We start from the raw sequence: 26,570 nt of genomic DNA, 5'->3' as shown, positions 1-26,570 counted from the left end.
CTGTAAGCCAGAAAAGATCAGACATGTTCACCGCTCGTTTTCGAACCGTGAATCACGCCGCTATACGGAAATCAATGGGTCCTGAGCCTAGTGAGTTAAGGCTTTCCCCAGTCTTGGAAGCCGCGCCTTTTTCATCAGGGCGCGTAATGTCCATTGGTCTCCGGACAGGCGGTTGGCCTCGGCCAGCACCCGGTTCGCAAGATCGATCATGCCATCAGTGTCGTTTTGCCAGAAGCCGTGTAGCAAACTGTCAGGGTCGCGCCGCTCAAGCCCCTCATCCGACAGAATATTTCTTGGGAAATCCTTGGCGTTGACGGTGACGATGACGTCCGCCGAGGCTGCGATGGCCGTGGCGAGAACGTGAATATCGGCGCTGTCCGGCAACCAGAGGCGCTGTTCGAGGCCCGGTTGCGCCGCGCGCTCCGCGTCTGGCCAATGCGCTTGGGTCAGGGCGATTTCGGCGCGAGCCTGTGCCTCGCCATCAGGGCCGAGTTTGCGGGCGGCGCGGGCCCATTCCTCAAGGATACGGGCCGACCAAAGAGGTTGAAAGTGACCGCGCTTGGCCGCGCCCAGCAGCATCTCTCGCATCACCGTGGGGTAGATGACGCAGGTATCCAGAACCGCCCTCACAGCCGATAGAACACAGCTTTGAGGTAACCGCTTTCTGCCAGTTGCGGCAATTGCGGGTGATCAGGTCCGGCAAAGCCTGTGTGGATCAGCTGTGCCTGCCGCCCTGCCCGGCCTATGCCGCGCGAGGACGCATCGCGGAAAAGGCCAAGATCGGCGGCATGAGAACAGGAACACAGGCCGAGATAACCGCCGGGCTTTACCAAAGGTGCCGCCAGCCGCGCCACGCGTTCATAGGCGCGAAGCCCTGCATCCAGCGCCTGTTTCGAGGGCGCAAAGGCGGGCGGGTCGCAGATGACCACATCAAATTGCGCGTCTTCTTCGCCCAGTTGCGTGAGGACGTCGAAGGCATCGCCCTGCCGGGTTTGGAAACGGTCGGCACAGCCCGAGGCGTTCGCCCCCTTTGTGGCCAGTTCAAGTGCTGCGGCAGAACCGTCAACGGACAGAGCCTGAGCCGCCCCTCCGGCCAGCATGGCCAGACCGAACCCGCCCACATGGCTGAACACGTCGAGCACCTGCGCGCCCGGCTGTACCAGCCGCGCGGCGAAGGCATGGTTGGGACGCTGGTCGTAGAACAGGCCGGTTTTCTGACCGCCGGTCAGGTCGGCCATATAAATAGCCCCGTTCATCGGCACCCGCAGCGGTGCATCGGGCGCGGCGCCGCGCAGAGTTTGGTTCTCGTCGTCCAGCCCCTCCAGCCCGCGGGTGCGGCCCGAGGCGTTTTTCAACACCGTCGTCACGCCGGTGACACGGACCAAAGCATCGGTTAGCTTGTCCAGGTGCGTCTCGGCCCAGGCAGCGTTAGGTTGGATAACGCAGGCGTCCCCGAACCGGTCGATGATCACGCCGGGAAAGCCGTCCGCCTCGGCATGGATCAGGCGGTAATACGGCGCGTCGAACAGGCGCTCGCGCATCTCCAGCGCGCGGCGCAGGCGGGTTTCGAACCATTCGGCGTTCAGCTCGGCATCCAGATCGCGATCCAGAACGCGGCACATGATCTTGGACTCGGGGTTCACCGCAACCAATGCGATGGGCGCGCGTTTCTCGTCCTCGAGCACCGCCAAGGCACCTACCGGGATTTTGCGCGTGCGGCGGTCGGTGACGATGTCATTGGCATAGACCCACGGGAAGCCATGGCGCAAACCACGCGCGTTGGCTTTGGGTTTCAGGCGGATACGGGGGCGGTCGGTGGCTTGGGTCATGACGCCTTCTTAGTGGTGAACGCGTCGGGGGGAAAGCCCTAGCGGGACCGGGATCGCCAGCCGCCGCGCCGTTTCGGTGCCTGCGCCGATTGCAGCCCTTCGGCCAGTACCTGAGTCATCGGGTGATCGGCCTCTTGCGCGGCGTAGGCGGCGTGCAACTCGGTCAGAGCCTGCTTTTGGTCCCGCTCTGCCGGCAGGCTGAGCGCCCAGTCCAGGAAGATGCTGCGGCATTCGGGCAGCGTGATGCCGTCGATGCGATAAGCCTCACGGATCAGGCCCTTGTGATCATTCGGATCGTCACTGCGCGGCATCTTTGCCCTCCTCGATCACGCTGCCGATGATCCCGGCGGCGGTGGTATAACTGTCCTGCAAGGCGGCCTGAAGCTGTTCGACCTGTTCGAACCCGGTCGCGCGGCACAGGAATGCTGCACCACCCTCGCCGATCTTGTCGGCCTCGATCACCTTGCCCGACAGCAGCCGGGCCGCGCATTGCACTGACCAGCATAGTTCGTAGCAATCGTTGAGCGTTTGCGCTTGAGCGACATCCAGCAATCCCGCAGCGACAGCACCGTCCAACCCGGACTGTACATCACGCTGCGCGACGCCCGACAACAGCGCCCCGGTTTCCGCCATCAGCTCAATATCCATCATCCGGCCCGCACCGTTCTTGGCATCCCATATCCCGACCGGAGATTTGGCTGCCGCGAGACGAGCGCGCATCTCGGCCACTTCCCGCAGGACCTTTCCGCGATCTTCGGGCTTTTTCAGGAAATCGGCGCGGAAGGCCTCGATATCCTGCACCAGCCCAGCGTTTCCAGCCACCACGCAGGCGCGGGTCAGGGCCAGATGCTCCCACACCCAGGCTTCGTTCTGTTGATAATTGGTAAAGCTGGCCCAGCTGGTCGCCACCGGCCCCTGATTGCCCGAGGGGCGCAAGCGCATGTCGACCTCGTAAAGCCGCCCCTGAGACATCGGTGCCGACAGCGCGGTGATTAGCGCCTGCGTAAAACGGGCGTAATAGGTGCGCGTGGCCAGTGGGCGCGGGCCGTCGGACATGTCCTGATCCTGCGGGTCATAGATTACGATCATATCCAGATCGGATTGAGAATTGATCCGCCCCGCCCCGATCGATCCCATGCCCAGCACAGCCGCCCCACGTCCCGGCGCAGGTCCGTGTTTCTTGGCAAATTGCTCGGTCACACAGGGCAGGATCGCAGCGATTACCGTGCTGGCCAGTTCGGCATATTGCTGCCCGGCTTGCGCCCCGTCTATCAACCCGCGCAGATGGTGAACCCCGATGCGGAAATGCCATTCCTTGCACCAGCGGCGGGCGTAATCGAGCTGTGTTTCATAGTCCGCCTCATGCGCCAGCGCCTGTGACAGTTCGGCCTGTAACACCGGCTGCCCGGGCCAGTCAGCGAAGAAACTGCCGCCAATCACCGCATCGAACACGGCTGCATTGCGCGATAAATGTTCGGCCAGCGCGTGCGAGGTCCCCACGATATCCACCAGCAGGTCGATCAGTTGTGGGTTGGCTTCGAACAGGGAAAACAGCTGTACCCCGGCGGGCAAGCCTGACAGGAACCCGTCCAACGCCATCAGCGCCTCATCCGGTTTCGCGGTTTTCGACAAACGCGAGAGCAGTTCGGGCTTGAGCCGTTCGAATATCCGTGCGCCCCGCTGTGAGCGCAGCGCCGGATAGGTGGGCCAGCGGGCCAGAACGCTTTGGTCGAACTCGGCTTCTTTGGCCGGTGCTGTGGTTGAAGAGCCGGGGGCAAAAAACCCTTCGGTCAGTTCATGAACCTCGGTCAGGCGGCGCGTCAATTCGGCGGTCAACTCGGCGCTGCCGATCCCCATCAGACAGGCAATGCGTTCGATCCCGTCCTGCGATTGAGGCACCTTGTGGGTCTGCGAGTCATGAACCATCTGGATGCGATGCTCGACCTCGCGATGGGCGCGGTAGTGGTCGGTCAGCTTGTCGGAAACCTCCTGGGGGATCCAACCTTTTTCAGCCAGCGCGGCCAGACCAGGCACGGTGCCCCGCACCCGCAGATTAGGGTCGCGGCCCCCGGCGATCAATTGGCGGGTTTGGGTGAAAAACTCAATCTCGCGGATACCGCCCTGCCCCAGCTTCATGTCATGGCCCGGGATCGTCAGCGCTCCGCCGGTGCCCTTGTTCTCACGAATGCGCAGGCGCATGTCGTGAGCGTCCTGAATGGCGGCAAAATCCAGATGGCGGCGCCAGACAAAGGGTCGCAGCGTATCCAGAAAGCGTTGTCCTGCCGCCAAATCGCCGGCACAGGCGCGCGCCTTGATATACGCAGCGCGTTCCCATGTGCGGCCGAGGCTTTCATAATACCGTTCGGCCGCCTCAGCCGCCATGCAGACCGGGGTCACCGCCGGATCGGGGCGCAAGCGCAGGTCGGTGCGAAATACATAGCCATCGGCGGTCTTGTCGCTAAGCGTGGCGCAGAAATTCCGCGTCGCCCGCACCATGCCGTGCCTAACGTCGTAGAAATCATCCGGGTCAAAGCGGGTTTCATCGAACAGCACGATCAGGTCGATATCCGAACTGTAGTTCAGCTCGTGTGCGCCCATCTTACCCATCGCCAGAATGATCATCCCGGCGGCGGTTTCGACATCATCCGGCCCCATACCGGGCAGCTTGCCGCGCCGGATCAGCGCCGCAATCTCGGCCTTGGCGGCCACATCCGCAGCCAACGCACCGAAATCCGTCAGTGCCGCTGTGACCTTCTCCAACGGCCACGCCCCGGCCAGATCAGCCAGCGCGGTTAACAGCGCCATCTGCCGTTTTGCCTGACGCAATCCCGGCTTTAACTGATCCGGCGGCAAGGCTTTTGCCGCAGCCATGACCTCGGCCAGCGCCTGATCGGGTTGCTGAAGGGCTTGCGGCAACCATCCGCGTTCATGCTCGATCAGGCTCTTCAAGTAGGGGCTGGACCCTGCCGCCCCTGCAATCAACTCGCCCTGTTCGTGAGAAACGTCGGAAACCGCATTCAGCGCCTCTTCACCCAAGGAGGCATCGAAGGCACGCGGAACGCGGTGGATGTTCAGCGGGCCGGTCATTGCGCCTCCACCGGGGTATCCTGGCTGAAACTGTTGACCCAGACGTCCAGGCGCCGCTCCCACAGGGATGAGATCAGCATCGCCTCCCACGTATCTGATCCGGGGCGCTGATAGTCCGCGCGATAGGTCAACAGCACGATGTCACGGGTCAGAACCCGTAGTTTCGTCTCGCTCAACTCATACCGGGCCATGGTCGGCGCATCGGCAAACTGCCCAACATGATCATCCCGATTGGCAAAGCCGGTCGGATACACTCCCAGAAAATCCGCACTCAGCAGCGCCCGGTCGGCCGAGGCATTGCCGTCAACCAGCGCAGCCCAGACCTGCTTTTCCAGAGAAAGAATTTCGTCCAGCGTCGGAGGTGATTTTTGTTCTGTATTCTGCATGCGCAAAACCTGCGCCCGATCCGGGCGAAGGTCAACCGAAGAAGGTCCCGCCGCACCTAATGTGAATCTTTTTCACATCGACCCCTTGCAACGGGCCGCGCGCTCCCCATCTTAACAATGTCAAAACGATTAACATCAACCCCGGAGACCACAAATGACTGCACTATCCGACCCCGCCGTCCCTGAAAACCCGGGATGGCTGCACCGTATCGAAGCCTGGCTTGACGACAAGGGCAAGGGCGCCTGGATCGCCGTCATGGTCCTTGGTTTCATCTTCTTCTGGCCCGTTGGCCTTGCCCTTCTGGCCTACATGATCTGGAGCAAACGCATGTTCAGCAAATCCTGCAGCCGCCGCAAATCCTGGCACAGCCACATGAGCGCGATGAAGCCTTCGGGCAACAGCGCGTTTGACGCCTACAAGGCCGACACTCTGGCACGTCTGGAGCGGGAACAGCAGGACTTCGAGGCTTTCCTGCGCCGTTTGCGCGAAGCCAAGGACAAGGCCGAGTTTGATCAGTTCATGGACGAACGCGTCCGCGAAAGCCGCGACGAGGCCGAAAACGGCGAGCGCGCCTGATCCAACCTTGCCCTGTCCCGTCTTTCGGGACAGGGTGACCCCAATCAACGACGCGGATTACACTGAATGACTCACCTGCCTGATCCAGACAACCAACCCGAATTCTATCAATCGGTTGCAACCAAGCGCTTTGTTGCATGGCTTTTTGACATCGCCTTTATCTCACTGCTGTGCATCGTGCCGGTTTTTCTGACATTCGGCGCGGGGCTGTTCTTTCTGCCGCTGATCTATGGAGTGATCAGTTTCGTCTATCGCGTCGTCACGATTGCCAACGGATCGGCAACGCTGGGGATGCGGTTCATGGGGATCGAACTGCGCGACGCCTTTGGATCTCGCATGGATACGGGTAAGGCCGTGGCCCACACTGCCGGATATTTCATCAGCATGGCGTTTTTCGTGGTTCAGATCATTTCCGTCATAATGATGCTGACCAGCGCGCGCTGTCAGGGCCTGACCGATGCGTTCCTCGGTACGGTAATGATCAACCAGCGGGCATAAAAATCAGCCGATTGAATCACTTGGCGGCTCAAGGAACCGTTGTTATCATCCTATCTCAGGAGACACGGGACCTTCATGCGACACACGCTGCCAATCGCGCCGCAATTCTATGTGACGGCACCCCAGCCCTGCCCTTACCTTGAGGGCAGGATGGAGCGCAAGCTGTTCACCGCCCTGCAGGGCGAAGGGGCCGATCAGCTTAACAACTCACTGTCGCAACAGGGGTTTCGCCGGTCTCAGAACGTACTTTACCGCCCGTCCTGCACCGATTGTGCAGCCTGTCTGTCCGCCCGCATCGACGTCTCGGCCTTTCGCCCCAGCAAAAGCCAGAAACGCACCGCCAAACGCAACGCGCACCTGCGGCGCCGGGCAAATTCGCCTTGGGCAACGGATGAACAGTACGATCTGTTTCGCCGCTATCTCGATAGCCGCCACGCCGATGGCGGCATGGCCGATATGGACGTGTTTGAATTCGCCGCCATGATCGAAGAAACCCCGATCCGCAGCCGCGTGGTGGAATATGCCGACCCCGAAACCGATCAACTGATTGCTGTCAGCCTGACCGACGTTCTGGATGACGGGCTTAGCATGGTCTATTCCTTCTATGACCCGGAACAGCCCCAAAACTCGCTGGGCACCCATATGATCCTCGATCATATCGACATCGCGCGCGAGGCTGGCCTGCCCTATGTCTATCTCGGCTATTGGGTGCCTGGCAGCCCCAAGATGGGATACAAAGCGCGTTTCTCGGGGCTTGAGGCCTATATGCAGGGCAATTGGAACCGCGTCGACAATCCGGCCGCATTGGCCGAGGCCAGCCATCACCCCCTTTCTACGGCCCCGATCGCGGAACAGGTCGCAGGCATTCAGCTGCCCGACCGCCACCCGACCAAAGGGTGATCCTTCATGCATCAGAGCCTACACGCCGTCACCCTTGTGGTGCCGGATTACGATACCGCCATCGCATTCTACACCCGCACACTGAGCTTCACTCTGACGCAGGATATTGATCTGGGCGGCGGTAAACGTTGGGTGCTGGTGACACCTCCGGGTTCAGCCGGTGCCTCCCTATTGCTGGCCCGGGCTGACGGTCTGAACCAGACCGCCGCCATCGGCAATCAGACCGGAGGACGCGTTGGCTTCTTCCTGCAAACGGATGACTTTGACCGCGACCACGCCGCAATGCGCGCCAAGGGTGTCCATTTCGAAGAAAACCCAAGACACGAACCCTATGGCACAGTTGCCGTCTGGCGCGACCCTTTCGGCAATCGTTGGGACCTGATCCAGTTCACCTGATCCACCTTTCCTCCGGCTAAAACACCTCGGGGTTAAATTGGCCGCAGGCCAAGAAGGGGCTGGTCCCTTCCGCAATTCACCAAAGCAAAGGGGGCCATATGGCCCCCTTTTCTATTTAATCACAGCAACATATCAGTTCGGGATCAGATCCGGTACGATGGTCACAATCGACGGGAAGAACCACAGGATCGCAATCCCAACAACCTGAATGATCACGAAAGGCACGATACCGCGATAGATATGACCTGTTGTCACCTCTTTCGGCGCGACCCCCCGCAGGTAGAACAGCGCAAAACCGAACGGAGGCGTCAGGAACGAGGTCTGCAGGTTCACCGCCACCATGATTGTTACCCATTTCGGATCGAACGACCCGCCATAGATCACCGGACCCACAATTGGGATCACGATGTAGATGATTTCGAGGAAGTCCAGCACGAACCCAAGAATGAACAGCACCAGCATCACGATCAGGAAGACCGTGAACTCGTTGTCAAAGCTCTTGAGGAACTGCTGGATATAGTGCTCACCTCCGAACGAGATCACCACAAGGTTCAGCAACTGCGACCCGATCAGGATGGTAAAGACCATCGAGGTCACCTTGGCCGTCTCACGCACCACCGGGGTCAGCACTCCACTGGAGAACAGGACCCAGCAGCCGTAGATCAGGCCAAACAGCGCATACAGGTACGTTGCATAGGCCAGAACGAAGGCAATCCAGGTTTCCACCGTTACGTTGCCTTGGTTGACGCGCAGGTCGAAGTTTACACCCAGAACAAGGCAGATGATGACGGCAAAGGTCGACCAGATGATCACTTTGCCCGAGCGCTCCTGATCCTGCAGCTTGCGATAAGCCGCCAGCATGATCGCCCCGCCTGCCCCCAGCGCAGCCGCCGGTGTCGGGTTGGTGATACCCCCAAGGATTGATCCGAGCACTGCGATGATCAGAACCAGCGGCGGGAAGACCACCCGGATCAGATCGTTGCTCGAACACCGTATCGCCGCCTCCTTAGACCCGTAGATGGCCAGCGCAAACGGTACCGCCAGCAACAGGAACGTGGCCCCGGACGAGGTCGTCGGCGCGATCAAGACCAAATCAACCAGCAGCATCAGCAGCAGGCCAATGGTCCCGACGATCAGCGGCTGCGGCGATTTCGACGGTGCGATACCGCGTCCCATCAGCAGCGTCAGACCCAGCAGCACCACAACCACAGCAACACCATTGCCAATCGGAGCAGCCGCGGCAATCTTGGCTTCCAGAGCCGAGGCCAGTTCTTCCTCGCTCAGGCGTGTGGACGCGGCCGTTCCACCGGCTGCGTCGATAGCTTCTTGCTCGGCCACAGCCTGATCCCATGCAGATTGACCGTGCAGCTCGATCATCGATGCCTGACACTCCGCCGACACGTTGGTGCGCAGCGAGGCACCGGCGCCGATATCCGAAAACGCAGAGACATTGATATTCTGGCTGCCTATAACACCGGCGCTGCCCAGCAGAACCGCGCCCACGATCAGCGCAACCGGCGCCCCCAGAAGCCAGGTCAGCCCTTCGGCACGGGTGATCGGTTCACCGCTTCCGCCCGTCATCTCAACCGCTGGTGCCTTTTCCGGGTTCAGCAGCGCATAACCAAAGGCGTAAAGCGCATAGAGCAAGGCCAGCATGATCCCCGGCAATAGCGCCGCCTGGAACAAAGTACCCACCGAGACAACAGCAGGCTCACCCAGATAGGTCAGCGCATCGGTGCATCCGGCCTCAACAGCGCGGGTTTCCTGCGCGGTGGAATACAGATCTCCGGCCAGCGTGCCTAGCAGAACGATCACGATCGAGGGCGGAATGATCTGTCCCAGCGTTCCCGATGCCGCAATCACACCGGTCGCCAGTTCTGGCGAATAGTTGTTCCGCAGCATGGTCGGCAGCGCCAGCAGGCCCATGGTCACTACGGTCGCGCCCACGATCCCGGTCGAAGCCGCCAGAAACGCGCCCACAACTACGATCGACACGGCCAGACCACCCGGCAGGGGGCCAAAGACACGCGCCATCGTGGTCAGCAGGTCGTTGGCAATCTTCGAGCGTTCCAGCGTGATACCCATCAGCACGAACATCAGCACAGCCAGCAGGGTCTCGATGGATTGACCTGCCAGAACACGCTCGTTGATACGGTTCACGATGAACGAGACGTTGCGGTCCAACGCGGTTTCCCAACCCTGCACAAAAACCGGCTCGGCGATCCTCGGTAAGTCCGGGTATCGGAACACGGACACGGTATCGGGCTTAACCCCTGAATTGACCAGATCCCGATAGGCTTGTGATCCGGTGTCAATCGCCTGGTGGATCAACAGCCCTGCACTGTCCAGCGCCGCGATGATCCCGAAGGAAATGATCCCTGCCCCACCAATGGCAAAGGCCACCGGAAAACCGGAAAGGATGCCTCCGAAAAGGCAAAAGAATACGATAATGAGGCCTATCTCGACGCCATCAAGTCCGAATAGCATTGTCTTGGTCTCCGTCCTTAATGTGCGCCTTCGTAGGCTTCTTCACCCTCGCCAAGGGTGTCCTTGTCGAGGTATTTTCCAACGCTGTCCGGTCCTTCAACGTATTCCAGATACGATCGGTACAGGAAGGCGATCGCGTGCAAGAACACCATGGCCGCGAAGCAGACCAGCAGGATTTTGAACAGGAAATAAGCGTTGAATCCGTTTGGGCTGAACCCGATGGTTTCCACGTTCCACCGCAGCGCGCGGGACTTCGCGATCAACCGATCCAGCGCGTCACTGGCCGATGGTTTCGGTACGATCAGGTGCCGCCACATGAAATACCAGCCATACATCCATGTCAGCACGGCGATGGGCATCATGAAAAACAACGATCCCAGCATATCGATCACGCGCTTGGCCCGGTGGCTGATCCCGGCATAGACAAGATCGACACGTACATGACCGCCCTGAACGAAGGTGTAGGTGCAGCACAGGCAAACGACCATCGCGTTATACAGCTTCAGCTCTTCCGCGTACCAGCTGATATCCTGATTGAACGGTATGCCCAGACCAAAAGACATGTCCGGCCGCGCAAACACCCGTTGCATGAAAACGATAACGATTTGCTGAATCACCATCAGCAGTCCCGCCCAGGCAAAGAAACGCCCCGTCGTGTTGGCGAACCCTTCGAGGACGCGCACCATCCCCCACATGAAGCTCCGGTAGTAAAACCCGATGGCCGTCAAAACCAGAAAGAAGGTGAATACCACAAAGAAGAACTCGACCGATCCGCCGTAATAGACAAAGCGCATGATTGCTTCTTTGTCCGACCAGTTCAGCCAGAGTTGCGGATGCGTGATGGCGTATCCGAAATTATAGAAGGCTTCGGCGATGTTCTGAACGAACCAGATCAGTCCGTTCCACAGGGCGCCAAAGAACGAGATACCGTTATCGTCCTGCATGTTGTCCCCAGGTCGTATCGGTTGCACTGCTATTGTTTGCGGCTTTGTCCGAACCGCGCATGTGCAACAGGAAAGGTTTCCCCACTATTGCGGGGAAACCAGTCTAGCATAGTTTCAAGAATTAACCGCGTACGCGGTCGCGCTGCGTGGTGTAAGCACCCGACGACAGGTTCAACCAAGCCGACGACGCGGCCATCGACGCCATCGCGCTGTCGTGGATTTTCTTGAACAGTTCATCGCCCATGTTTTCATCCAGAACTTCCTGGCTGGCCTGACCGAAGGCATCCCAAACGCTGTCCGGGAATGCCAGAACCTTCACGCCACCCGACTGCAGACGCTGCAGAGCGGCACCATTGTTGGCAAGGAATTGCGCCAGGTTCCACTGGTGCGCTTCGGCGGCGGCAAGCTCGATGATCTTTTGCTGCGCCGGGGTCAGCTCGTCGAAGACATCGCGGTTGGTTGCCAGGGAAAGACCCGCTGCCGGCTCGTGGAAGCCCGCTGTATAGAAAGTCTTGGTGATTTCCTGGAAGCCCATCTTTTCGTCGGCCCATGGACCGATCCATTCGGTGCCGTCGATCGCGCCCGAGGACAGTGCCTGGTAAACTTCGGAACCGGGGATGTTCTGAACGGATGCACCCAGCTTGCCCAATGCCTGCCCGCCAAGACCCGGCATCCGGAACTTCAGGCCCTGGAAATCTTCGGGGCCGTTGATCTCTTTCGAGAACCAGCCGCCCGCCTGCGCGCCGGTGTTCCCGGCGAGGAAGGATTTCAAACCAAAGATTTCACCCAGTTCGTCATGTAGCTCCATGCCGCCGTCATGGTAGTACCAGTTCACCTGTTCCTGCGCGGTCATGCCGAAGGGAACGGCGGTGAAGAAGGCATAGCCAGGGTGCTGACCGACGAAGTAGTAGTCAGCTGCGTGATACATATCGGCCTGACCCGACGATACGGCGTCAAAAACCTCAAACGCGCCAACCAGTTCACCGGCGGCTTTGATGTCAATCGTCAGGCTGCCATCCGACATCGCATTAATGCTGTCTGCACACCGCTGCGCGCTGTCAAACACACCTGCCGCACCACGACCCCACGAGGTCACCATGGTCAGGGTACGATTGCCCTGCGCATAGGCCGGAGCTGCCAGCGTGGTGGCCGCAGCTGCCGAGCCGCCCAGAGCAGATGTTTTCAGAAATGAACGACGATCCATATGAGTGTTCCTCCCCTACATATTCTAAACCCGGACAAAAATCCGGGCGCGGTCGTTGTCAGTGCGCGTCAGACTAAGGGGCAGGTCCTGAATGTGAATACCTATTACTGCGTAGACGGCCGGGTTTTTCGGGCTCCAGCGACTGAAAACGCGCAAGTTGCCAAGAATTTCCAAGATTTCTGGCCAATATAATGCGCGTGTGACCCAAAAATTTTGCATTTTCCAGCGCGCTTGCGTATCGATTCGACCATGAGGGGACTTCGAAACCTGATCTCACTGACCTATGGCCAGAAGCTGTCGCTTGTTGCGGCAATTCCACTGGTCGTGGCCGTGGCAGCAATTGCGTTGCTGGTCGCCCATGAATCCCGCGCAACCGCCGAGCGCGAGATTCAGGCGCTGGAGCGCCGGTTGATCGAAGCCAAGAAAGAAGAGCTGAAGAACTACGTCACGCAGGCCAGGAACGGTTTCGCCTATATCTACGGACGTGCCTCGCCTGATGATCATGTCGCCAAAAATCTGGTAACGCAGATCCTGTCCGCAATGATCTACGGGAAAGACGGATTCTTTTTCGTCTATGACTATGACGGCAACAACCTCGTTAGCCCGCGTCAAACCGAGTTCATCAACCGCAACTGGGAGGGCCTGACAGACAGCGACGGCATCCCGATTGTGGACGAGTTCATCAGCCTCGCCCGGCAAGGGGCTGGTTGGCACAGCTTTATGTGGCAAAAGCCTTCGACCGGGGAAGAGGCGCAGATGATCGCCTACGTCGTCGGCCTGCAGGATTGGCAATGGGCCGTCGGCACCGGCGTCTTCATCGACGATATCGTGGCGACCGTCGCCAACGCCCGGGCAGAAGTCGAAGCCCGCGTACAGCGCACCTTCTTGTATATTGGTGGTATCGTTGTGGCCGCCGTGCTGATTGTCTTTGCCTCAGGCATGTTGCTGAATGTCCGCGAGCGACGGCTGGCAGATGCCAAGCTCAAGGAACTGACCCAGCGGGTTTTTGACGCGCAGGAAGAAGAGCGCGGCCGCGTAGCGCGCGAATTACACGACGGGATCAGCCAAATTCTTGTCGGGGTTCGTTACGCGCTGGACAACACAAGGCGACGGATGGATCGCGGAGACGATGATGGCGCCCGCGCGCCCTTGGACAAGGGCATCGACCACCTCGGCACCGCCATCACCGAAGTCCGCCGCATCAGCCGCGATCTGCGCCCCGGCGTCTTGGACGATCTGGGCCTCGGCCCCGCCCTGAAAACGCTGACCGACGATTTCCGAGAACGCACCGGGATCGAGACCGAGTTCACGACGGTGGTGTTCCGAAACCGTCTGGATCAGGACAGCAAGATCGCCCTCTACCGCATCGCGCAAGAGGCCCTGACGAATATCGAACGCCATTCTGGCGCAACCCGTGTTAATATCGACCTGCGCGGCCATAAAAAAGGCGCCACGATGCGCATCACCGACAACGGTCGGGGCCTGCCCAACGGACAGGGCCAGGCAAGCACCGGGATCGGGTTGCGCAACATGCAGGAACGTATCGAACAGCTTGACGGCTCCCTGCGCATTCTGTCATCACGCGGCCCGCGTGGCGGCACCGTGATCGAGGCCAGTCTGCCGCTCAGCCACCTGCTCCCGCCGCGGGAAGATGCATCTCCGAACCGAAAGGCCGGTACATGACAATCCGAGTACTCATTGTAGACGATCACCCGATGGTGGCCGAAGGGATCCAGTCGATCCTCGAAAGCTACCCCGAAATCGCGGTAGTCGGCACGCTCGGCACTGGTCAGGAGGCTGTTGACCAGGCTACAGACCTTTCCCCTGATGTCATCCTGATGGATCTTAACATGCCTGGTCTCGGCGGTCTCAGCGCAACCGAGATGATCCTCGAGCGCTTGCCCAACACCCGCATCCTGATCCTGTCGATGCATGACAGCCCGGAATACATCTCGACCGCGCTCAGCCACGGTGCCAAGGGCTATGTGTTGAAAGACGTCCCGACAGACGAGATCAAACAGGCCATCGATGCTGTGATGCGCGGCGAGCAATACCTGTGCACCGGGGCAAGCGGATCACTGGAACCCAAGAAAGACAGCGCACGCGAGGCGCTGACTGGGCGCGAACAGACGATCCTGCTGGAACTGGCACAGGGTAAATCCAACAAAGAGGTCGCCCTGGCACTGGAAATCTCGGTGCGCACGGTGGAAACCCACCGCAAGAACATCAAGCGCAAGCTGGGGATTTCCTCCACCGCCGGCCTGACCCGCTACGCTCTTGAACATGGGGTACTGCAAGGCACCAGCCCAGGCTTCTAGGCGCACCCGCAGCGCGGCACGCGCTGCCCGGCCCAACCGGCGGAGATGTGCCGCAGGCGCGTTGACTGCGGACGGGAGCGCCTAGCTGCTCGGGCGGATGTCCTGACCAAAAAACACCAGAGTGCCATCTTCGTCTATGACATGAAACTCGCGTTGCTGATAGGGCTGATCAAAAGGTGGGCGCACCCGTCCCTTGGGAAGATCTGCCAATCGCGTACTCAGGTTCTCATACAGTTCGTCGATCCCATCCACATCTATGTAAAACGATTGATCATCCCCCAACGGCAGGCCGTCGTCGCGCGGTGGGCATTCCAGCAACCGGATGGCCACAGAGCCCAAAGACAGGAACGCGTAATTGTCCTGCCGGAACCCGCAGGAAAACCCCAAACGGTCGCAATAGAATTCAATCTGCTTCTGCAAGGATGAACACAGAACAAAAGGCGTAAGCTGCAATATCTCTGGCACCAGTACCTCCGGCCGCAGAATGACTCAGCCATAGTCTAGCACATCTTAGTCCAGCAACTGATCCTTTCTCAGCCCCTCTCGTTCATGATGACGCGGCAAAACCCGCCCATAGAGTTGCTGCGTGCGTTCGACGCTGCCGCACATCCCTTCGGCCTCGACAAACGAGAATATCCCGACATAACGGTTGCGCGCGCCCTCTACCGGAGCCACCCGGTGCAACGCATACCGCCCCTTGAAGATCTGCAGATCACCCGGCTGCAATTTCAGTTCACGCACTCTCGACATATCCCCATCCAGAATGGACGCCACTTCTCTGAAATTCTCATCCTCAGCGGTTCTCAGGTTCGGGACATATTCAAATGCTCCCCCGGCCTCACCGTTCTGAATGGCCAAAGTGACAGTGTAGTTGTTGGTGTCGAAATGCCACGGGAACCCCTGCCCCTCTTCCACCACGTTGATGATCACATCGGCCAGTGGATCGTCGTAGCGAAAGAACCGGTCATCAGTTTCATTCAGAGCGTCACGTATAAACGGCATGAATCCCTCGAACTCATATATGCGACGCAATGGGCCGGATTGGGGAAAGTTATCCGCCGGAACAAACGCGTTCGAGCGGTCGAAGAAACGGCGTATCGGGTGGCCGATCCCAAAGCTCGGATCATCCTTGGTGAAATAGGCGTTTGTCCTGTTGAAAGACCGGTGCGCCCGGGACGCGACGGCGTCGGCCTCCTTGACCAGCGCCTCAAGCCCCGCCTCATGGGCAAACCCTGGCAAAACCGCGCACCCGTCCTCATCCAATTCCCGTCGCAGATCCGAAATCAACTGATCATAGGCGCGCGAGCCCGGGCAATCGATGGGATATCGACCAAGATCCACCAAATCCGCCAACATGAACCACCTCCCTGAACGCACTCTTTGGGAATAGCGTGCATCAGGGACAGGAGGGCCTCATGTCAGTTTAAGACATTGCACTGGCGTAATCTGACAAGTGTGAATTCGGAATCTCTCCCTTCCCACAGACCCTAATTGGCGGATATTCCCAACCTGCGTCAATCTGCGCAATAAAATGTCGCAAAATCCACCCATCAGGTTACAAAATTGGTGCAATTGCCTGTTGACGCCCCGTCGCACCGCTCATAATGTCCCAGCACGCAAAAAAGGAGCCTCTGGCGATGAAAGCGCTAGTCGTAATCGTAGGAACAACGCGCATGGGCCGGTAACGGTAAACCATAATCGAACCCATGCGCCTCCGAAAAATCTCGGGGGCTTTTTTTATGCAAAACGCAAGACACATGTCGCGAACGGAGCAAAGCAGATGACACGTGAGATGACCGGCGCAAAAATGGTGGTTCAGGCCCTCAAGGATCAGGGTGTGGACACGGTATTCGGATACCCCGGCGGCGCCGTGCTACCGATCTATGATGAGATATTTCTGCAGAACGACATCCGTCACATCCTGGTGCGGCATGAACAGGGCGCGATCCACGCCGCTGAAGGTTATGCGCGGTCGACAGGCAAACCCGGCGTAGCCCTTGTGACATCCGGTCCCGGCGCGACCAATGCGGTGACGGGTCTGACGGATGCATTGCTGGATTCGATCCCAATCGTCGTTCTGACCGGACAGGTCCCGACCTTCATGATCGGCTCTGACGCCTTTCAGGAAGCCGACACCGTTGGCATCACCCGCCCCTGCACCAAGCATAACTGGCTGGTGAAGGACACGGATTCGCTGGCCGATACCATTCACGAGGCGTTCCACGTTGCCACCTCGGGCCGCCCCGGTCCGGTGCTGATCGACGTTCCCAAGGACGTGCAGTTTGCCTCGGGCGAGTATTCGCCCCCCAAACCCTCGACCTCGCACTATCAGCCGGTTTTGAAAGGCGATTTGGAAGAGATCACCGAACTGGTCGCAGCTATGGAGACAGCAAAGAAGCCCGTCTTCTACACCGGCGGCGGCGTCATCAACTCGGGTCCGGCGGCCAGCCAGTTGCTGCGCGAACTGGTGGACGCAACCGGATTCCCGATCACCTCGACCCTGATGGGTCTGGGTGCCTATCCAGCATCGGGTGAGAACTGGCTGGGCATGCTGGGGATGCACGGGTTGTACGAAGCCAATCTCGCGATGCATGACTGCGACCTGATGATCAATATCGGCGCGCGGTTCGATGACCGTATCACTGGTCGGATCGACGCGTTCTCGCCGAATTCGAAGAAGGCGCATATCGACATCGACCCGTCATCGATCAACAAGGTCATCCGTGTTGATATACCGATTGTCGGCGATGTAGGCCATGTGCTCGAGGATATCCTCAAGGTCTGGAAGGCACGCGGTCGCAAGACCGACGCGGCCGCCGTCAAGCAATGGCAGGCACAGATCAGCGACTGGCGCAAGGTCAACTGCCTCGCCTACACCAACAGCGAAAAGACCATCAAGCCGCAATACGCGCTGCAACGACTTGAAGAGCTGACCAAAAACCACGACCGTTACATCACCACCGAAGTTGGCCAGCACCAGATGTGGGCGGCGCAATACCTCGGGTTTGAAGATCCCAACCGCTGGATGACGTCGGGCGGCCTGGGCACGATGGGCTATGGCTTCCCTGCCTCTGTTGGCGTGCAGATGGCGCATCCGGACGCGCTGGTGATCAATGTGGCCGGTGAAGCCTCGTGGCTGATGAACATGCAGGAAATGGGCACCGCAGTTCAGTACCGCCTGCCGGTGAAACAGTTCATCCTGAACAACGAACGTCTTGGTATGGTCCGCCAGTGGCAGGAGCTGTTGCATGGCGAGCGGTACTCGCAATCGTGGTCCGAAGCCCTGCCCGATTTCGTCAAACTCGCCGATGCGTTTGGCGCCAAAGGCATCCTGTGTTCCGATCCCGCCGATCTGGATGACGCGATCATGGAGATGCTCAACTATGACGGCCCGGTGATCTTTGACTGTCTGGTTGAAAAGCACGAGAACTGCTTTCCCATGATCCCGTCGGGCAAAGCGCATAACGAGATGCTGCTGGGCGAGGCCGAGACGCAGGGCGTGATCGATTCCAAAGGCTCGGTGCTGGTTTAAAATTCGACGAATTTTGTCGGGCGTCCCGCGCGCCAGACACCACATGGATGATGAAAGGGACATAAATGTCTGCCCTACATATCAAAAAAGGCTCCACCCGCCACTCGGCCTATAATCTACGGCCCACCTTCTCGGATGTTCAGGAACGCCATACGATTGCGGTTCTGGTCGAAAACGAACCCGGTGTTCTGGCCCGTGTGATCGGCCTGTTCTCGGGCCGTGGCTATAACATTGAAAGCCTGACCGTGGCCGAAGTGGACCACACCGGTCACCTCAGCCGTATCACCATCGTCACCACCGGCACACCGCAGGTGATCGAACAGATCAAGGCCCAGTTGGGCCGTATCGTGACAGTCCACGACGTGCATGACCTGACCGTTGAAGGAGACTCGGTCGAGCGTGAGCTGGCGATCATCAAAGTTGTCGGCGCCGGCGACAAACGGGTCGAGGCACTGCGACTGGCTGATATCTTCCGCGCCAACGTGGTCGATAGCACACTGAACTCCTTTATCTTTGAAATTACCGGTGCACCGGACAAAATAGACGCATTTGCCGATCTGATGCGCCCGTTGGGCCTGGTCGAAGTTGCCCGCACCGGCGTCGCAGCCCTACTGCGCGGCGAGTGAGTATTGCCCCCACCCTGTCGGCGCGTCCGGCAAGGGTGGGGAATTCGGTTCGTCGACCGAATTTGGCCACCGTGAACGTGCCAGGTGCAATAAAGCCAAAAAGATCACGCAAAATAAAATAAAGCCTATTGCGTTTATAGCATTGAACGTTAGCCTCTGGATAAGACGAGGCGTTGGGATGCGCCCGTTCGTGTCATCTGTACGATTTCTACGTAGTATCGCCCTGTCGGTCGATCACCTTGCGTATATCGAAACAAGTCGCGAGAACCTGGGACGCCTATGACCAATTCCATCCGTAACCCGGACGAGCTGCGCCGTATGTTCGGTGCGAACCTCAGGCTTCTTGCACAACAGTACACGTCGGTATCCGAACTTTGCCGACAACTCGGGATTAACCGCACGCAATTCAACAGGTACCTGGGTGGCGAAAGCTTTCCCCGCCCCGATGTGCTGGACCGTATCTGCCGTTTTTTCGAAGTCGACGCCCGTATTCTGCTGCGGCCACTGGACGAGATTGACCACGCGCCCAAGCACCCGGCAGCCTCGGCCTTGACCGATTTCCTGGGCTCTGGCCCGACGACGCTGACCGAAAGCCTGTTCCCGGCCGGGTTTTATTATGCCACCGAAACCGAGTTGGACGAAACCCAGCCTTCGCGGCACAGGCTGTTTCACGCGCGCCGACTGCCGCAATGTACGCTTGTGCGAGGATACGAGCCACGTCCCGGAATGCCCGGAGCCGCCCCGAACGACCGCGAGGTTCAGGGGATCGCCGCCTGCGCCGGGCGGCAGATCTATATCCTGATGTCCAGCCGAGCGTCGCAGAACAGCCGGATTTATCTGGTGACGCGCGGGTCGGACGGAAACTCGAACCGGTGGCGCGGCGTAGCGATCTGCCTGTCGAAAACCACTGCCAGCGCCACAACGACCCGACGGATTCTTCTGCGCCATCTGGGTGAAAACCCCTCGGCGATACTGGCGGCAGCGCGCACCGCACGCCGCTCGGAAAGGCCTGTTCAGCAGGTCGTCGGATAATTCATCCCGCACCCTGATCGGACGACTGAGTGATTAACCGATACAGGTGCCAGCTTGCGTGACCCAACAGCGGCAACACGATCAACAGCCCCAAAAACCACGGTATCATCGCCACAAACGTCAGGATCGCGATGAACGCAGCCCAGACCAGCATCACACCCAGATGGTCCCGCACATAGGCGAAGCTGGCGATCATGGCGGTCACGAAATCCAGTTCCCGGTCCAACAGCATCGGGATCGAAAGCACCGTGATCATATAAAGGATCGTCGCAAACACCGCGCCCACGGCGGTTCCCACAGCCAGCATCGTCAGCCCGTTGGCGGTGAAGTACACTTCCAATGAAGTCGAGACATTGGTCATCGTCGACAGTCCCATGAACAGGGCAAAGATCATATGGCCCAGAAAGAACCAGAACAGAAACATCACCACGATGATCGCGCAGATCGAGGGCAATTGACGCCGCCCCTGCTGTATGACAACGCCGAAAATGGCGCTGAAATCCAAAGTCTCCCCCTGCTCCAGCCGATGCGACACTTCATACAGCCCGACCGCAGCGAATGGTCCCAGCAGGGGAAACCCGATCGCCGCAAGCACCAGCCAGTACGAGGTTCCCGTCTGCACCGTAACCCAGGCGATCGCCCATCCCGCCAGCACGTAGAAAGCGGCGAACAACAAGCCAAAAAAAGGCGCGCGCCGGAAATCGACCCAAGCCCTGCGCAACGCTTCGCGCAGCATTCCCATGTCCACCGGCCCCATGTCCGGAACGCCGAATGGTTTGTCCATTATGTCTCTCCTCCCTTGCCGGCCCTGAAATCAGGCCGGTCGTTTTTGCGGCCACCCGGTTGCGGCGTGATAGGCCGCACCGATTGACAGGATATGTGGGTCCGATCCACGCGGGCCAAAGACCTGCATCCCCATCGGCAGCGCCTCGAACCCGAAGCCAACGGGCACTGACAGGCATGGCAAGCCGATCAGACTGACCGGTACCATGACCTCCATCCATCGATGATAGGTATCCATCTCTGTCCCGGCGATATCCGTCGGGTAAGGCGTTTCAATCTCGAACGGCCAGACCTGCGCTGACGGCAGGACCAGCGCGTCGTAGTTTTGAAACAGTTCAACCGCAATTCGGAACCACTCTGATCGTGTGACGCTGGCCTCGTGCACCTGCATCGCAGTCAGGGCCAGCCCCCGGTCCAGTTCCCACAGCGCGGTGTCTTTCAACGCCGCCCGCTGTTCCGACAACTCTGCAAGGCTGGCGGCCACGCTCCACGCGCGCAACGTGATCCAACTGTCCCAAATCCGGTCGGCCGCAAAAGGCGCAGCAATCGGAACGACCTTGGCCCCAAGTTGCGTAAACACATCCAGCGCGTCCCGGCATAACTCGCGAATGCCGTCCTGAAAAGGATAGACCCCACTCCAATCATCCAGCCAACCGATCCGCAGTCCGTGCATATCGGCAGCCTGAACCGGCGACACTGTTTGGCTTTTGTTCCCATTAGGCTGCCGCGAATCTGGCCCCGAGATCACATCTAGCAACAGGCCCAAATCCTCGGGGCTGCGCGCCATGGGGCCAAGCGTGGACAGTTGATGCAGATACCCGTCGCCCACAGGTTCGGACGGCACCCGCCCCCAGCTTGGCCGAAACCCGTAGACATTGTTCCATGCGGCCGGATTACGCAGACTGCCCATCATATCTGACCCGTCCGCCAAGGCGACCATCCCGGTCGCCAGCGCAACAGCCGCACCGCCTGACGACCCACCACAGGTCCGCGCCGAGTTATAGGGGTTGCGCGTTGCCCCATAGACCGGGTTGAAGGTATGAGACCCCAGCCCGAACTCCGGCACATTGGTCTTGCCAATCAGGATCGCCCCCGCCGCCCGCATCCGAGCGGCAATCAGGTCATCGTTCTGCGGCACATGATCCTTAAAAACGGGCGAACCCTGAGAGGACACGATCCCCGCAACATTGACCAGATCCTTGACCGCAATCGGCAACCCATGCAGCGGCCCCCGGTTTGGCCCGGTATCCAATGCACGTGCCTCGGCCAGCAAATCATCTGGATCGCGCAAGGCCACAATGGCATTTGCCGACCCGTTGACCGCGTCGATCCGCGCCAAAGTCCGCTGCATCACTTCTACTGCTGACAACCGCCCTGCGGCGATCGCGTTCAACAAGTCGATTGCAGTCGTTTGGCTCAGATCCATTCCCGGCTCGTGCCTCCTCGGGGATCAGCCTAGCCGGGGCACTTCTCTATTTAAACCCACTGTTTGAATACATCTTTTGGCAAAGTCGGCTGGTGATCGGCAGGGCTACTGGCCAAATCTCAAGTTGCTGTCGGGCCCAAGGAAATATTTCATGCACAGAACGATCGACAAGAGGCTGAGGATAAGCCACACACCCCCCACAGCATGGTCGTGCCACCGAATTCCTCGGCCAACATATACGCGTCCGAACGTATGCCCGAGCGGCGGATCGTGTCGTCAAAAATATCATAGGGAACATAGATCATGCTGGTCAGTCCGATGATCCGGAGAAACAGGTCACATAGAGGACGACTCAGATACCAGCCCATGGCGCACATCCCAACACCAACAACACCACAGAACAGCATCGCAAATGGCTCGCGGACGTAAAGTAGGGTCACCATCAGCATGACCCCGCCGAAACCGCCCAGCACGGCCCTGTCCCAATGCGTGCGCAGCGCAATGAACAAGAGCCCCATGCCAAGTGCCAATGATCCGAGATAGCCCGCCGACAGGGTCAGAAAGCGATTGCCACCTCGTGCCATCACAAGCCCACCCTGTCGCGGAGAAATGGTGAAGCTTTCCACCGATCCGCCGGTTACGACAACCACGATTGCGTGCGAAAGCTCGTGCAGGAAAACGACAAGAATCTTCAGCGGAAGCACGACCGGAGTATGCCAGAGCGCAAACACCAACGTGACAATCACGATCAGTTGCCAGTGGCATTTGATCATGCTCATCACTTGTATCCCGCAGGTCTGCAGTTAGCCTTCGCCCCGCGCCTCGGACCGGCTTTTGCCTGCCACGTTCAACGCCAGCGTTGCCGCCATAAACCCATCCAGATCACCGTCCAGCACCCCTTTGGTGTCCGAGGTTTCATGGTTGGTGCGCAAGTCCTTGACCATCTGATAGGGCTGTAACACGTAAGACCGGATCTGATTTCCCCAGCCCGCATCGCCCTTGGCCTCATGCGCCGCGTTGATGTCGGCGTTGCGACGGTCCAGCTCCTGCTGATACAAACGCGATTTCAGCGCTTTCATCGCGATATCCCGGTTCTGGTGCTGCGATTTTTCGGACGAGGTAACGACAATCCCGGTCGGGATGTGGGTGATCCGTACCGCCGAATCCGTGGTATTCACGTGTTGACCGCCCGCACCGGACGAACGATAGGTATCGATGCGAATATCGGACGGGTTGACCTCGATCTCGATATTGTCGTCGACCACAGGATAGACCCAGACCGAACTGAACGAGGTGTGCCGCTTAGCCGCCGAGTCATAGGGCGAGATACGCACCAGCCGGTGCACACCGCTTTCGGACTTCAACCAACCATAGGCGTTATGGCCGGAAATCTTGTAGGCCGCGGATTTGATCCCCGCCTCTTCGCCTGCGGTCTCAGATTGCAGCTCGACCGTATAGCCCTTTTTCTCGGCCCAACGCACATACATCCGCGCCAGCATTGAGGCCCAGTCGCAGCTTTCGGTACCGCCTGCGCCCGAGTTGATTTCAAGGAAGGTGTCATTGCCATCTGCCTCGCCATCCAGCAGCGCCTCAAGCTCTTTCTTGGCAGCTTTGGCCTTCAGGCCTTTGATGGCGTTTTCAGCGTCGTCGACAACCTCTTGATCCTCTTCCATCTCACCCAGTTCGATCAGTTCAATATTGTCGCTCAGATCGGTCTTGATCGACTCATAGGTCTCAATCGCATCCACCAGCATCTGACGCTCGCGCATCAGTTTTTGTGCGTTCTCGGGATTGTCCCACAGGTTGGGATCCTCGACACGCGCATTGAATTCCTCAAGGCGATGAGGCGCGGTTTCATAGTCCATACGCTGCGCCAGCAGCTCCAGTGACTTTTCGATTTCCGCCACGGTATTCTGGGTTTCGGCGCGCATGGTCTTGTTCCAACTAGCTCAATCAGGCCTGCGTGATAGCAAGAGGTTCAGGACACCACAAGACAGCGGTGACCCTAAACATTTCTGTTGTCAGTAAAGGCCGCCGGTTGAAAGATCGCCCTGGCTTGCATTGGGCCCAACCGTGACGGTGTTACCGGTCGACGTGGTGACCTGACGGCCCGAACTGGCTTCCTCGAACAGCGGCAGGTCTGATCCCATGGCGAAACCACCGTCATACACTCGGTCGATAAAGCCATCGACGCCATCGCGGAAGTATTCGGCCACGACATAGTCGCCGGTCGCATCCGCAGGTAGGCGTGCGCCGCTGAAGCGGTCGATCTTGATGAAATGGCCACCCTCAGGCACTTCAAACGGGCCGCCCCCGTATTTCTCAACCGCTTTTTCCATAAAGCTCTGGAACACCGGGCCGCACATGGTGCCACCGTAGGCCCCCTGACCCATCGGGCGTGGACGGTCATAACCGATATAGCAGCCCGCCACGATGTTCGAGGTAAACCCGATGAACCACGCATCCTTGGATTCGTTGGTCGTTCCAGTCTTACCCGCGGTCGGCACCGGCAGATTGACGACACGGGATGCCGTACCGCGATCCACCACGCCCTTCATCATCGAGGTCAGCTGATAAGCAGTAATCGCGTCCATGACCTGAGAGCGGTTGGTCTCGATAGTCGGGGATTCATCAGGTTCCAGCCAAGCCGAGTTGCAATCCAGACACTGGCGGTCGTCGTGACGGTAGATCGTCTTGCCGAACCGGTCCTGAATACGGTCAACCAGAGTGGGTTCGACCCGTTCCCCACCATTTGCGAACATCGCATAGGCGGCGACCATTTTGTACAGCGTGGTTTCTTCGGATCCCAGCGAGTTGGCAAGGAAAGCACCCATGCGGTCGTAAACACCGAACCGTTCCGCGTACCCCGCCACAACTGGCATCGTGACCTCTTGCGCCAGACGAATGGTCATCAGGTTCCGCGATTGCTCGATCCCCGTGCGCAACGGCGTCGGACCGTAGAATTTGTTCGACGAGTTCTTGGGGCGCCACAAGCCCTGCGGTGTATTCACCTCGATCGGGGCGTCCACAACGATCGTCGCAGGGCTATAGCCGCTGTCCAGCGCGGCGGCGTAGACGAAAGGCTTAAAGCTCGACCCTGGCTGTCGCTGTGCCTGCGTGGCGCGGTTAAACACCGAATCCTGATAGGAAAATCCACCCTGCATCGCCAGAACACGGCCCGAGTTCACGTCCATCGCGACAAAGCCGCCCTGCACTTCGGGCACCTGACGAGCGGACCACTGCCCCTCTTCCCCGGCCATTACCAGAATGACGTCGCCGCGTTTGAAGTTGGCAGCAAAGTCGCCCTGCATCCATTTGATGTCGGACCGCGGAATGACACCATCCGCCGGGCCGTTCTCAATGCCCACGGTCAGTGACTGTTCGGCCACGTTCAGAACCACTGCCGGGTACCATTGCGCCGGCAACACCACGTCGCGGGGGATTTCCATGATTGCCAGCGCGTCGCGCCATTGGGCTTCGTCGGCCAATTTCGCCTCGGGGATCACTTCACCCGTGCCGCGCCACTTGCCGCGCGACCGGTCGTATTTCTGTAGGGCGGTGCGCAGGGCCTTGGCGGCCTCAACCTGCATTTCCTCATCGACCGAGGCGCGGACGGTGAAGCCGCCGGTAAAGAACTCACCCTCACCGAAATCCTCGCTCAGTTGGCGGCGGATTTCGTCAGTGAAATAGTCGCGCGGCGGCAGCGCGGTGCGGAAGCTTTCGAAGTCGCCGTTCTGGACCGAACGCAGTGGCATCTCAACCTCGGCGTCATAGGTCGCTTGATCGATAAAGCCGTTCTGCCGCATTTCCCGTAAAACATAATTGCGGCGATTCAGCAGGCGTTCTTTTTGCCGCACCGGATGGTAGTCCGAAGGTGCCTTGGGCATCGCGGCCAGGGTCGCGGCCTCATGCGGGGCCAATTCCTGCAGCGTTTTGTTGAAATAGGTCTGGGCAGCGGCGGTCACGCCATAAGAGTTCTGGCCCAGAAAAATCTCGTTCATATAGAGTTCGAGGATCTGTTCCTTGTCCAGCGTATCCTCAAGCCGCGTGGCGAGGATAATCTCTTTGATCTTGCGCTCGGCGCGGCGGTCACCGGACAGCAGGAAGTTCTTCATCACCTGCTGGGTAATCGTGGACGCACCGCGAACGTTTTCCCCCTTGGACTTCACGGCCTCGACCCCTGCGGCGATGATACCGCGCGGGTCATAGCCCTGATGGCTATAGAAGTTCTTGTCCTCGGCCGAGATGAATGCCTGTTTCACCAGATCGGGTATTTCCTCGGACGGCGTGAACAGACGGCGTTCCTGCGCAAACTCGTCGATCAGCTGTCCTTCACCAGAGTAAATCCGGCTGATCGTCGGCGGCTTGTACTGCGCCAGCGATTCATGGCTGGGCAGGTCACGGCCATACATCCAGAACACCGCGCCGATTACCAACGCGGCCATGAAGATACCCAAGGTGACGAGGCTGAAGATCGCCCCGAAAACGGAAAGAATGAAACGGATCACGTTGCTGCCTTTTACTCGCGCTACCGCCTATATAGGG

Annotated in this window: 24 protein-coding genes; 9 read left to right on the top strand and 15 right to left on the bottom strand. The window is 59.2% G+C overall.

The window, feature by feature from the left end:
* Positions 1-87: 87 nt before the first annotated feature.
* From ACR1XY_RS12075 to ACR1XY_RS12055, 5 genes are read right to left on the bottom strand one after another with little or no spacing between them, the layout of a single operon-like run.
* Positions 88-630: an RSP_2648 family PIN domain-containing protein gene (locus tag ACR1XY_RS12075; protein ID WP_480593576.1), complete on the bottom strand. Its 543-nt coding sequence runs from the start codon at positions 628-630 to the stop codon at positions 88-90.
* Complete coding sequence (locus ACR1XY_RS12070) at positions 627-1,829, bottom strand: RSP_2647 family RNA methyltransferase (protein WP_480593574.1); 1,203 nt, start codon at positions 1,827-1,829, stop codon at positions 627-629. Before ACR1XY_RS12070 ends, ACR1XY_RS12075 begins: the two co-directional genes overlap by 4 nt.
* A 38-nt stretch (positions 1,830-1,867) precedes the next feature.
* Positions 1,868-2,140: a hypothetical protein gene (locus tag ACR1XY_RS12065; protein ID WP_480593572.1), complete on the bottom strand. Its 273-nt coding sequence runs from the start codon at positions 2,138-2,140 to the stop codon at positions 1,868-1,870.
* On the bottom strand, positions 2,127-4,916 hold the full coding sequence (locus ACR1XY_RS12060; RefSeq protein ID WP_480593570.1) for a [protein-PII] uridylyltransferase family protein: 2,790 nt from the start codon (positions 4,914-4,916) through the stop codon (positions 2,127-2,129). The genes ACR1XY_RS12065 and ACR1XY_RS12060 overlap by 14 nt, the downstream gene beginning before the upstream one ends.
* Positions 4,913-5,302, bottom strand: coding sequence for a DUF4440 domain-containing protein (locus ACR1XY_RS12055; protein WP_480593568.1), 390 nt, complete (start codon positions 5,300-5,302; stop codon positions 4,913-4,915). Before ACR1XY_RS12055 ends, ACR1XY_RS12060 begins: the two co-directional genes overlap by 4 nt.
* 154 nt (positions 5,303-5,456) lie before the next feature.
* Between ACR1XY_RS12055 and ACR1XY_RS12050 the strand changes: the two genes are divergently transcribed.
* The 4 genes from ACR1XY_RS12050 to ACR1XY_RS12035 all read left to right on the top strand — a co-directional run bounded on the left by ACR1XY_RS12050 (position 5,457) and on the right by ACR1XY_RS12035 (position 7,673).
* Positions 5,457-5,879, top strand: coding sequence for a DUF2852 domain-containing protein (locus tag ACR1XY_RS12050; RefSeq protein WP_480593566.1), 423 nt, complete (start codon positions 5,457-5,459; stop codon positions 5,877-5,879).
* A 66-nt stretch (positions 5,880-5,945) separates the two neighbouring features.
* Positions 5,946-6,377 (top strand): RDD family protein, encoded by a 432-nt coding sequence (locus ACR1XY_RS12045; protein WP_480593564.1) that lies wholly within the window; start codon positions 5,946-5,948, stop codon positions 6,375-6,377.
* Positions 6,378-6,452: 75 nt separating this feature from the next.
* Positions 6,453-7,277, top strand: a complete 825-nt coding sequence (locus ACR1XY_RS12040; protein WP_480593561.1) for an arginyltransferase — start codon at positions 6,453-6,455, stop codon at positions 7,275-7,277.
* Between the two features lie 6 nt (positions 7,278-7,283).
* Positions 7,284-7,673 carry a VOC family protein gene (locus tag ACR1XY_RS12035; RefSeq protein WP_480593556.1) on the top strand — a complete coding sequence of 130 codons (390 nt, stop codon included), beginning with the start codon at positions 7,284-7,286 and terminating at the stop codon, positions 7,671-7,673.
* Positions 7,674-7,805: 132 nt separating this feature from the next.
* Here ACR1XY_RS12035 and ACR1XY_RS12030 read toward each other — a convergent pair whose 3' ends face one another.
* The 3 genes from ACR1XY_RS12030 to ACR1XY_RS12020 form a co-directional block, all read right to left on the bottom strand.
* On the bottom strand, positions 7,806-10,160 hold the full coding sequence (locus ACR1XY_RS12030; RefSeq protein WP_480593553.1) for a TRAP transporter large permease: 2,355 nt from the start codon (positions 10,158-10,160) through the stop codon (positions 7,806-7,808).
* A gap of 17 nt (positions 10,161-10,177) precedes the next feature.
* The gene (locus ACR1XY_RS12025; protein WP_480593551.1) at positions 10,178-11,104 is read right to left on the bottom strand and encodes a TRAP transporter small permease subunit; all 927 of its coding nucleotides are present in this window, start codon (positions 11,102-11,104) and stop codon (positions 10,178-10,180) included.
* A 121-nt stretch (positions 11,105-11,225) separates the two neighbouring features.
* A complete protein-coding gene (locus ACR1XY_RS12020) occupies positions 11,226-12,308 on the bottom strand; it encodes a TRAP transporter substrate-binding protein (RefSeq protein WP_480593549.1) in 1,083 nt (360 codons plus the stop codon).
* Between the two features lie 249 nt (positions 12,309-12,557).
* On the opposite strand from ACR1XY_RS12020, the gene ACR1XY_RS12015 reads away from it, so the two are divergent.
* Together ACR1XY_RS12015 and ACR1XY_RS12010 are read left to right on the top strand one after the other, a co-directional pair.
* Positions 12,558-13,991: a cache domain-containing protein gene (locus ACR1XY_RS12015; protein ID WP_480593545.1), complete on the top strand. Its 1,434-nt coding sequence runs from the start codon at positions 12,558-12,560 to the stop codon at positions 13,989-13,991.
* On the top strand, positions 13,988-14,626 hold the full coding sequence (locus ACR1XY_RS12010; protein WP_480593543.1) for a response regulator transcription factor: 639 nt from the start codon (positions 13,988-13,990) through the stop codon (positions 14,624-14,626). The genes ACR1XY_RS12015 and ACR1XY_RS12010 overlap by 4 nt, the downstream gene beginning before the upstream one ends.
* 81 nt (positions 14,627-14,707) lie before the next feature.
* Here ACR1XY_RS12010 and ACR1XY_RS12005 read toward each other — a convergent pair whose 3' ends face one another.
* Entirely contained in the window at positions 14,708-15,091 is a 384-nt protein-coding gene (locus ACR1XY_RS12005; RefSeq protein WP_480593540.1) for a bleomycin resistance protein, read from the bottom strand.
* 45 nt (positions 15,092-15,136) lie between these two features.
* Positions 15,137-15,982, bottom strand: coding sequence for a HalD/BesD family halogenase (locus ACR1XY_RS12000; protein ID WP_480593537.1), 846 nt, complete (start codon positions 15,980-15,982; stop codon positions 15,137-15,139).
* Between the two features lie 424 nt (positions 15,983-16,406).
* Between ACR1XY_RS12000 and ACR1XY_RS11995 the strand changes: the two genes are divergently transcribed.
* From ACR1XY_RS11995 to ACR1XY_RS11985, 3 genes are all read left to right on the top strand, one after another.
* Positions 16,407-18,158 carry an acetolactate synthase 3 large subunit gene (locus ACR1XY_RS11995; RefSeq protein WP_480593534.1) on the top strand — a complete coding sequence of 584 codons (1,752 nt, stop codon included), beginning with the start codon at positions 16,407-16,409 and terminating at the stop codon, positions 18,156-18,158.
* 65 nt (positions 18,159-18,223) lie between these two features.
* The gene (ilvN, locus tag ACR1XY_RS11990) at positions 18,224-18,784 is read left to right on the top strand and encodes an acetolactate synthase small subunit (RefSeq protein ID WP_480593532.1); all 561 of its coding nucleotides are present in this window, start codon (positions 18,224-18,226) and stop codon (positions 18,782-18,784) included.
* A gap of 279 nt (positions 18,785-19,063) precedes the next feature.
* Entirely contained in the window at positions 19,064-19,816 is a 753-nt protein-coding gene (locus ACR1XY_RS11985) for a helix-turn-helix domain-containing protein (RefSeq protein ID WP_480593529.1), read from the top strand.
* Position 19,817: 1 nt separating this feature from the next.
* On the opposite strand, the gene ACR1XY_RS11980 is transcribed toward ACR1XY_RS11985, so the two are convergent.
* The 5 genes from ACR1XY_RS11980 to ACR1XY_RS11960 all read right to left on the bottom strand — a co-directional run bounded on the left by ACR1XY_RS11980 (position 19,818) and on the right by ACR1XY_RS11960 (position 26,533).
* Positions 19,818-20,600, bottom strand: coding sequence for a DUF2189 domain-containing protein (locus ACR1XY_RS11980; RefSeq protein ID WP_480593526.1), 783 nt, complete (start codon positions 20,598-20,600; stop codon positions 19,818-19,820).
* 30 nt (positions 20,601-20,630) lie between these two features.
* Positions 20,631-22,025 carry an amidase gene (locus ACR1XY_RS11975; protein ID WP_480593524.1) on the bottom strand — a complete coding sequence of 465 codons (1,395 nt, stop codon included), beginning with the start codon at positions 22,023-22,025 and terminating at the stop codon, positions 20,631-20,633.
* Between the two features lie 149 nt (positions 22,026-22,174).
* Positions 22,175-22,804 (bottom strand): M50 family metallopeptidase, encoded by a 630-nt coding sequence (locus ACR1XY_RS11970; protein ID WP_480593522.1) that lies wholly within the window; start codon positions 22,802-22,804, stop codon positions 22,175-22,177.
* A 24-nt stretch (positions 22,805-22,828) separates the two neighbouring features.
* A complete protein-coding gene (prfB, locus tag ACR1XY_RS11965) occupies positions 22,829-23,956 on the bottom strand; it encodes a peptide chain release factor 2 (RefSeq protein ID WP_480593520.1) in 1,128 nt (375 codons plus the stop codon).
* A 90-nt stretch (positions 23,957-24,046) separates the two neighbouring features.
* Positions 24,047-26,533: a penicillin-binding protein 1A gene (locus ACR1XY_RS11960; RefSeq protein WP_480593518.1), complete on the bottom strand. Its 2,487-nt coding sequence runs from the start codon at positions 26,531-26,533 to the stop codon at positions 24,047-24,049.
* Positions 26,534-26,570 lie beyond the last annotated feature (37 nt).

It is taken from the genome of Ruegeria sp. AD11(2025), assembly GCF_056542405.1.
The sequence above is the reverse complement of the archived record's forward strand: the minus strand, read 5'-3'. Positions and strand labels throughout refer to the sequence as shown.

What these genes read in the sequence shown, in the direction of transcription:
- ACR1XY_RS12070 (WP_480593574.1), bottom strand. Translation starts at nt 1,829, where the DNA reads ATGACCCAAGCCACCGACCGCCCCCGTATCCGCCTGAAACCCAAAGCC.
- ACR1XY_RS12065 (WP_480593572.1), bottom strand. Translation starts at nt 2,140, where the DNA reads ATGCCGCGCAGTGACGATCCGAATGATCACAAGGGCCTGATCCGTGAG.
- ACR1XY_RS12060 (WP_480593570.1), bottom strand. Translation starts at nt 4,916, where the DNA reads ATGACCGGCCCGCTGAACATCCACCGCGTTCCGCGTGCCTTCGATGCC.
- ACR1XY_RS12055 (WP_480593568.1), bottom strand. Translation starts at nt 5,302, where the DNA reads ATGCAGAATACAGAACAAAAATCACCTCCGACGCTGGACGAAATTCTT.
- ACR1XY_RS12050 (WP_480593566.1), top strand. Translation starts at nt 5,457, where the DNA reads ATGACTGCACTATCCGACCCCGCCGTCCCTGAAAACCCGGGATGGCTG.
- ACR1XY_RS12045 (WP_480593564.1), top strand. Translation starts at nt 5,946, where the DNA reads ATGACTCACCTGCCTGATCCAGACAACCAACCCGAATTCTATCAATCG.
- ACR1XY_RS12040 (WP_480593561.1), top strand. Translation starts at nt 6,453, where the DNA reads ATGCGACACACGCTGCCAATCGCGCCGCAATTCTATGTGACGGCACCC.
- ACR1XY_RS12035 (WP_480593556.1), top strand. Translation starts at nt 7,284, where the DNA reads ATGCATCAGAGCCTACACGCCGTCACCCTTGTGGTGCCGGATTACGAT.
- ACR1XY_RS12030 (WP_480593553.1), bottom strand. Translation starts at nt 10,160, where the DNA reads ATGCTATTCGGACTTGATGGCGTCGAGATAGGCCTCATTATCGTATTC.
- ACR1XY_RS12025 (WP_480593551.1), bottom strand. Translation starts at nt 11,104, where the DNA reads ATGCAGGACGATAACGGTATCTCGTTCTTTGGCGCCCTGTGGAACGGA.
- ACR1XY_RS12020 (WP_480593549.1), bottom strand. Translation starts at nt 12,308, where the DNA reads ATGGATCGTCGTTCATTTCTGAAAACATCTGCTCTGGGCGGCTCGGCA.
- ACR1XY_RS12015 (WP_480593545.1), top strand. Translation starts at nt 12,558, where the DNA reads ATGAGGGGACTTCGAAACCTGATCTCACTGACCTATGGCCAGAAGCTG.
- ACR1XY_RS12010 (WP_480593543.1), top strand. Translation starts at nt 13,988, where the DNA reads ATGACAATCCGAGTACTCATTGTAGACGATCACCCGATGGTGGCCGAA.
- ACR1XY_RS12000 (WP_480593537.1), bottom strand. Translation starts at nt 15,982, where the DNA reads ATGTTGGCGGATTTGGTGGATCTTGGTCGATATCCCATCGATTGCCCG.
- ACR1XY_RS11995 (WP_480593534.1), top strand. Translation starts at nt 16,407, where the DNA reads ATGACACGTGAGATGACCGGCGCAAAAATGGTGGTTCAGGCCCTCAAG.
- ilvN (WP_480593532.1), top strand. Translation starts at nt 18,224, where the DNA reads ATGTCTGCCCTACATATCAAAAAAGGCTCCACCCGCCACTCGGCCTAT.
- ACR1XY_RS11985 (WP_480593529.1), top strand. Translation starts at nt 19,064, where the DNA reads ATGACCAATTCCATCCGTAACCCGGACGAGCTGCGCCGTATGTTCGGT.
- ACR1XY_RS11980 (WP_480593526.1), bottom strand. Translation starts at nt 20,600, where the DNA reads ATGGACAAACCATTCGGCGTTCCGGACATGGGGCCGGTGGACATGGGA.
- ACR1XY_RS11975 (WP_480593524.1), bottom strand. Translation starts at nt 22,025, where the DNA reads ATGGATCTGAGCCAAACGACTGCAATCGACTTGTTGAACGCGATCGCC.
- ACR1XY_RS11970 (WP_480593522.1), bottom strand. Translation starts at nt 22,804, where the DNA reads ATGAGCATGATCAAATGCCACTGGCAACTGATCGTGATTGTCACGTTG.
- prfB (WP_480593520.1), bottom strand. Translation starts at nt 23,956, where the DNA reads ATGCGCGCCGAAACCCAGAATACCGTGGCGGAAATCGAAAAGTCACTG.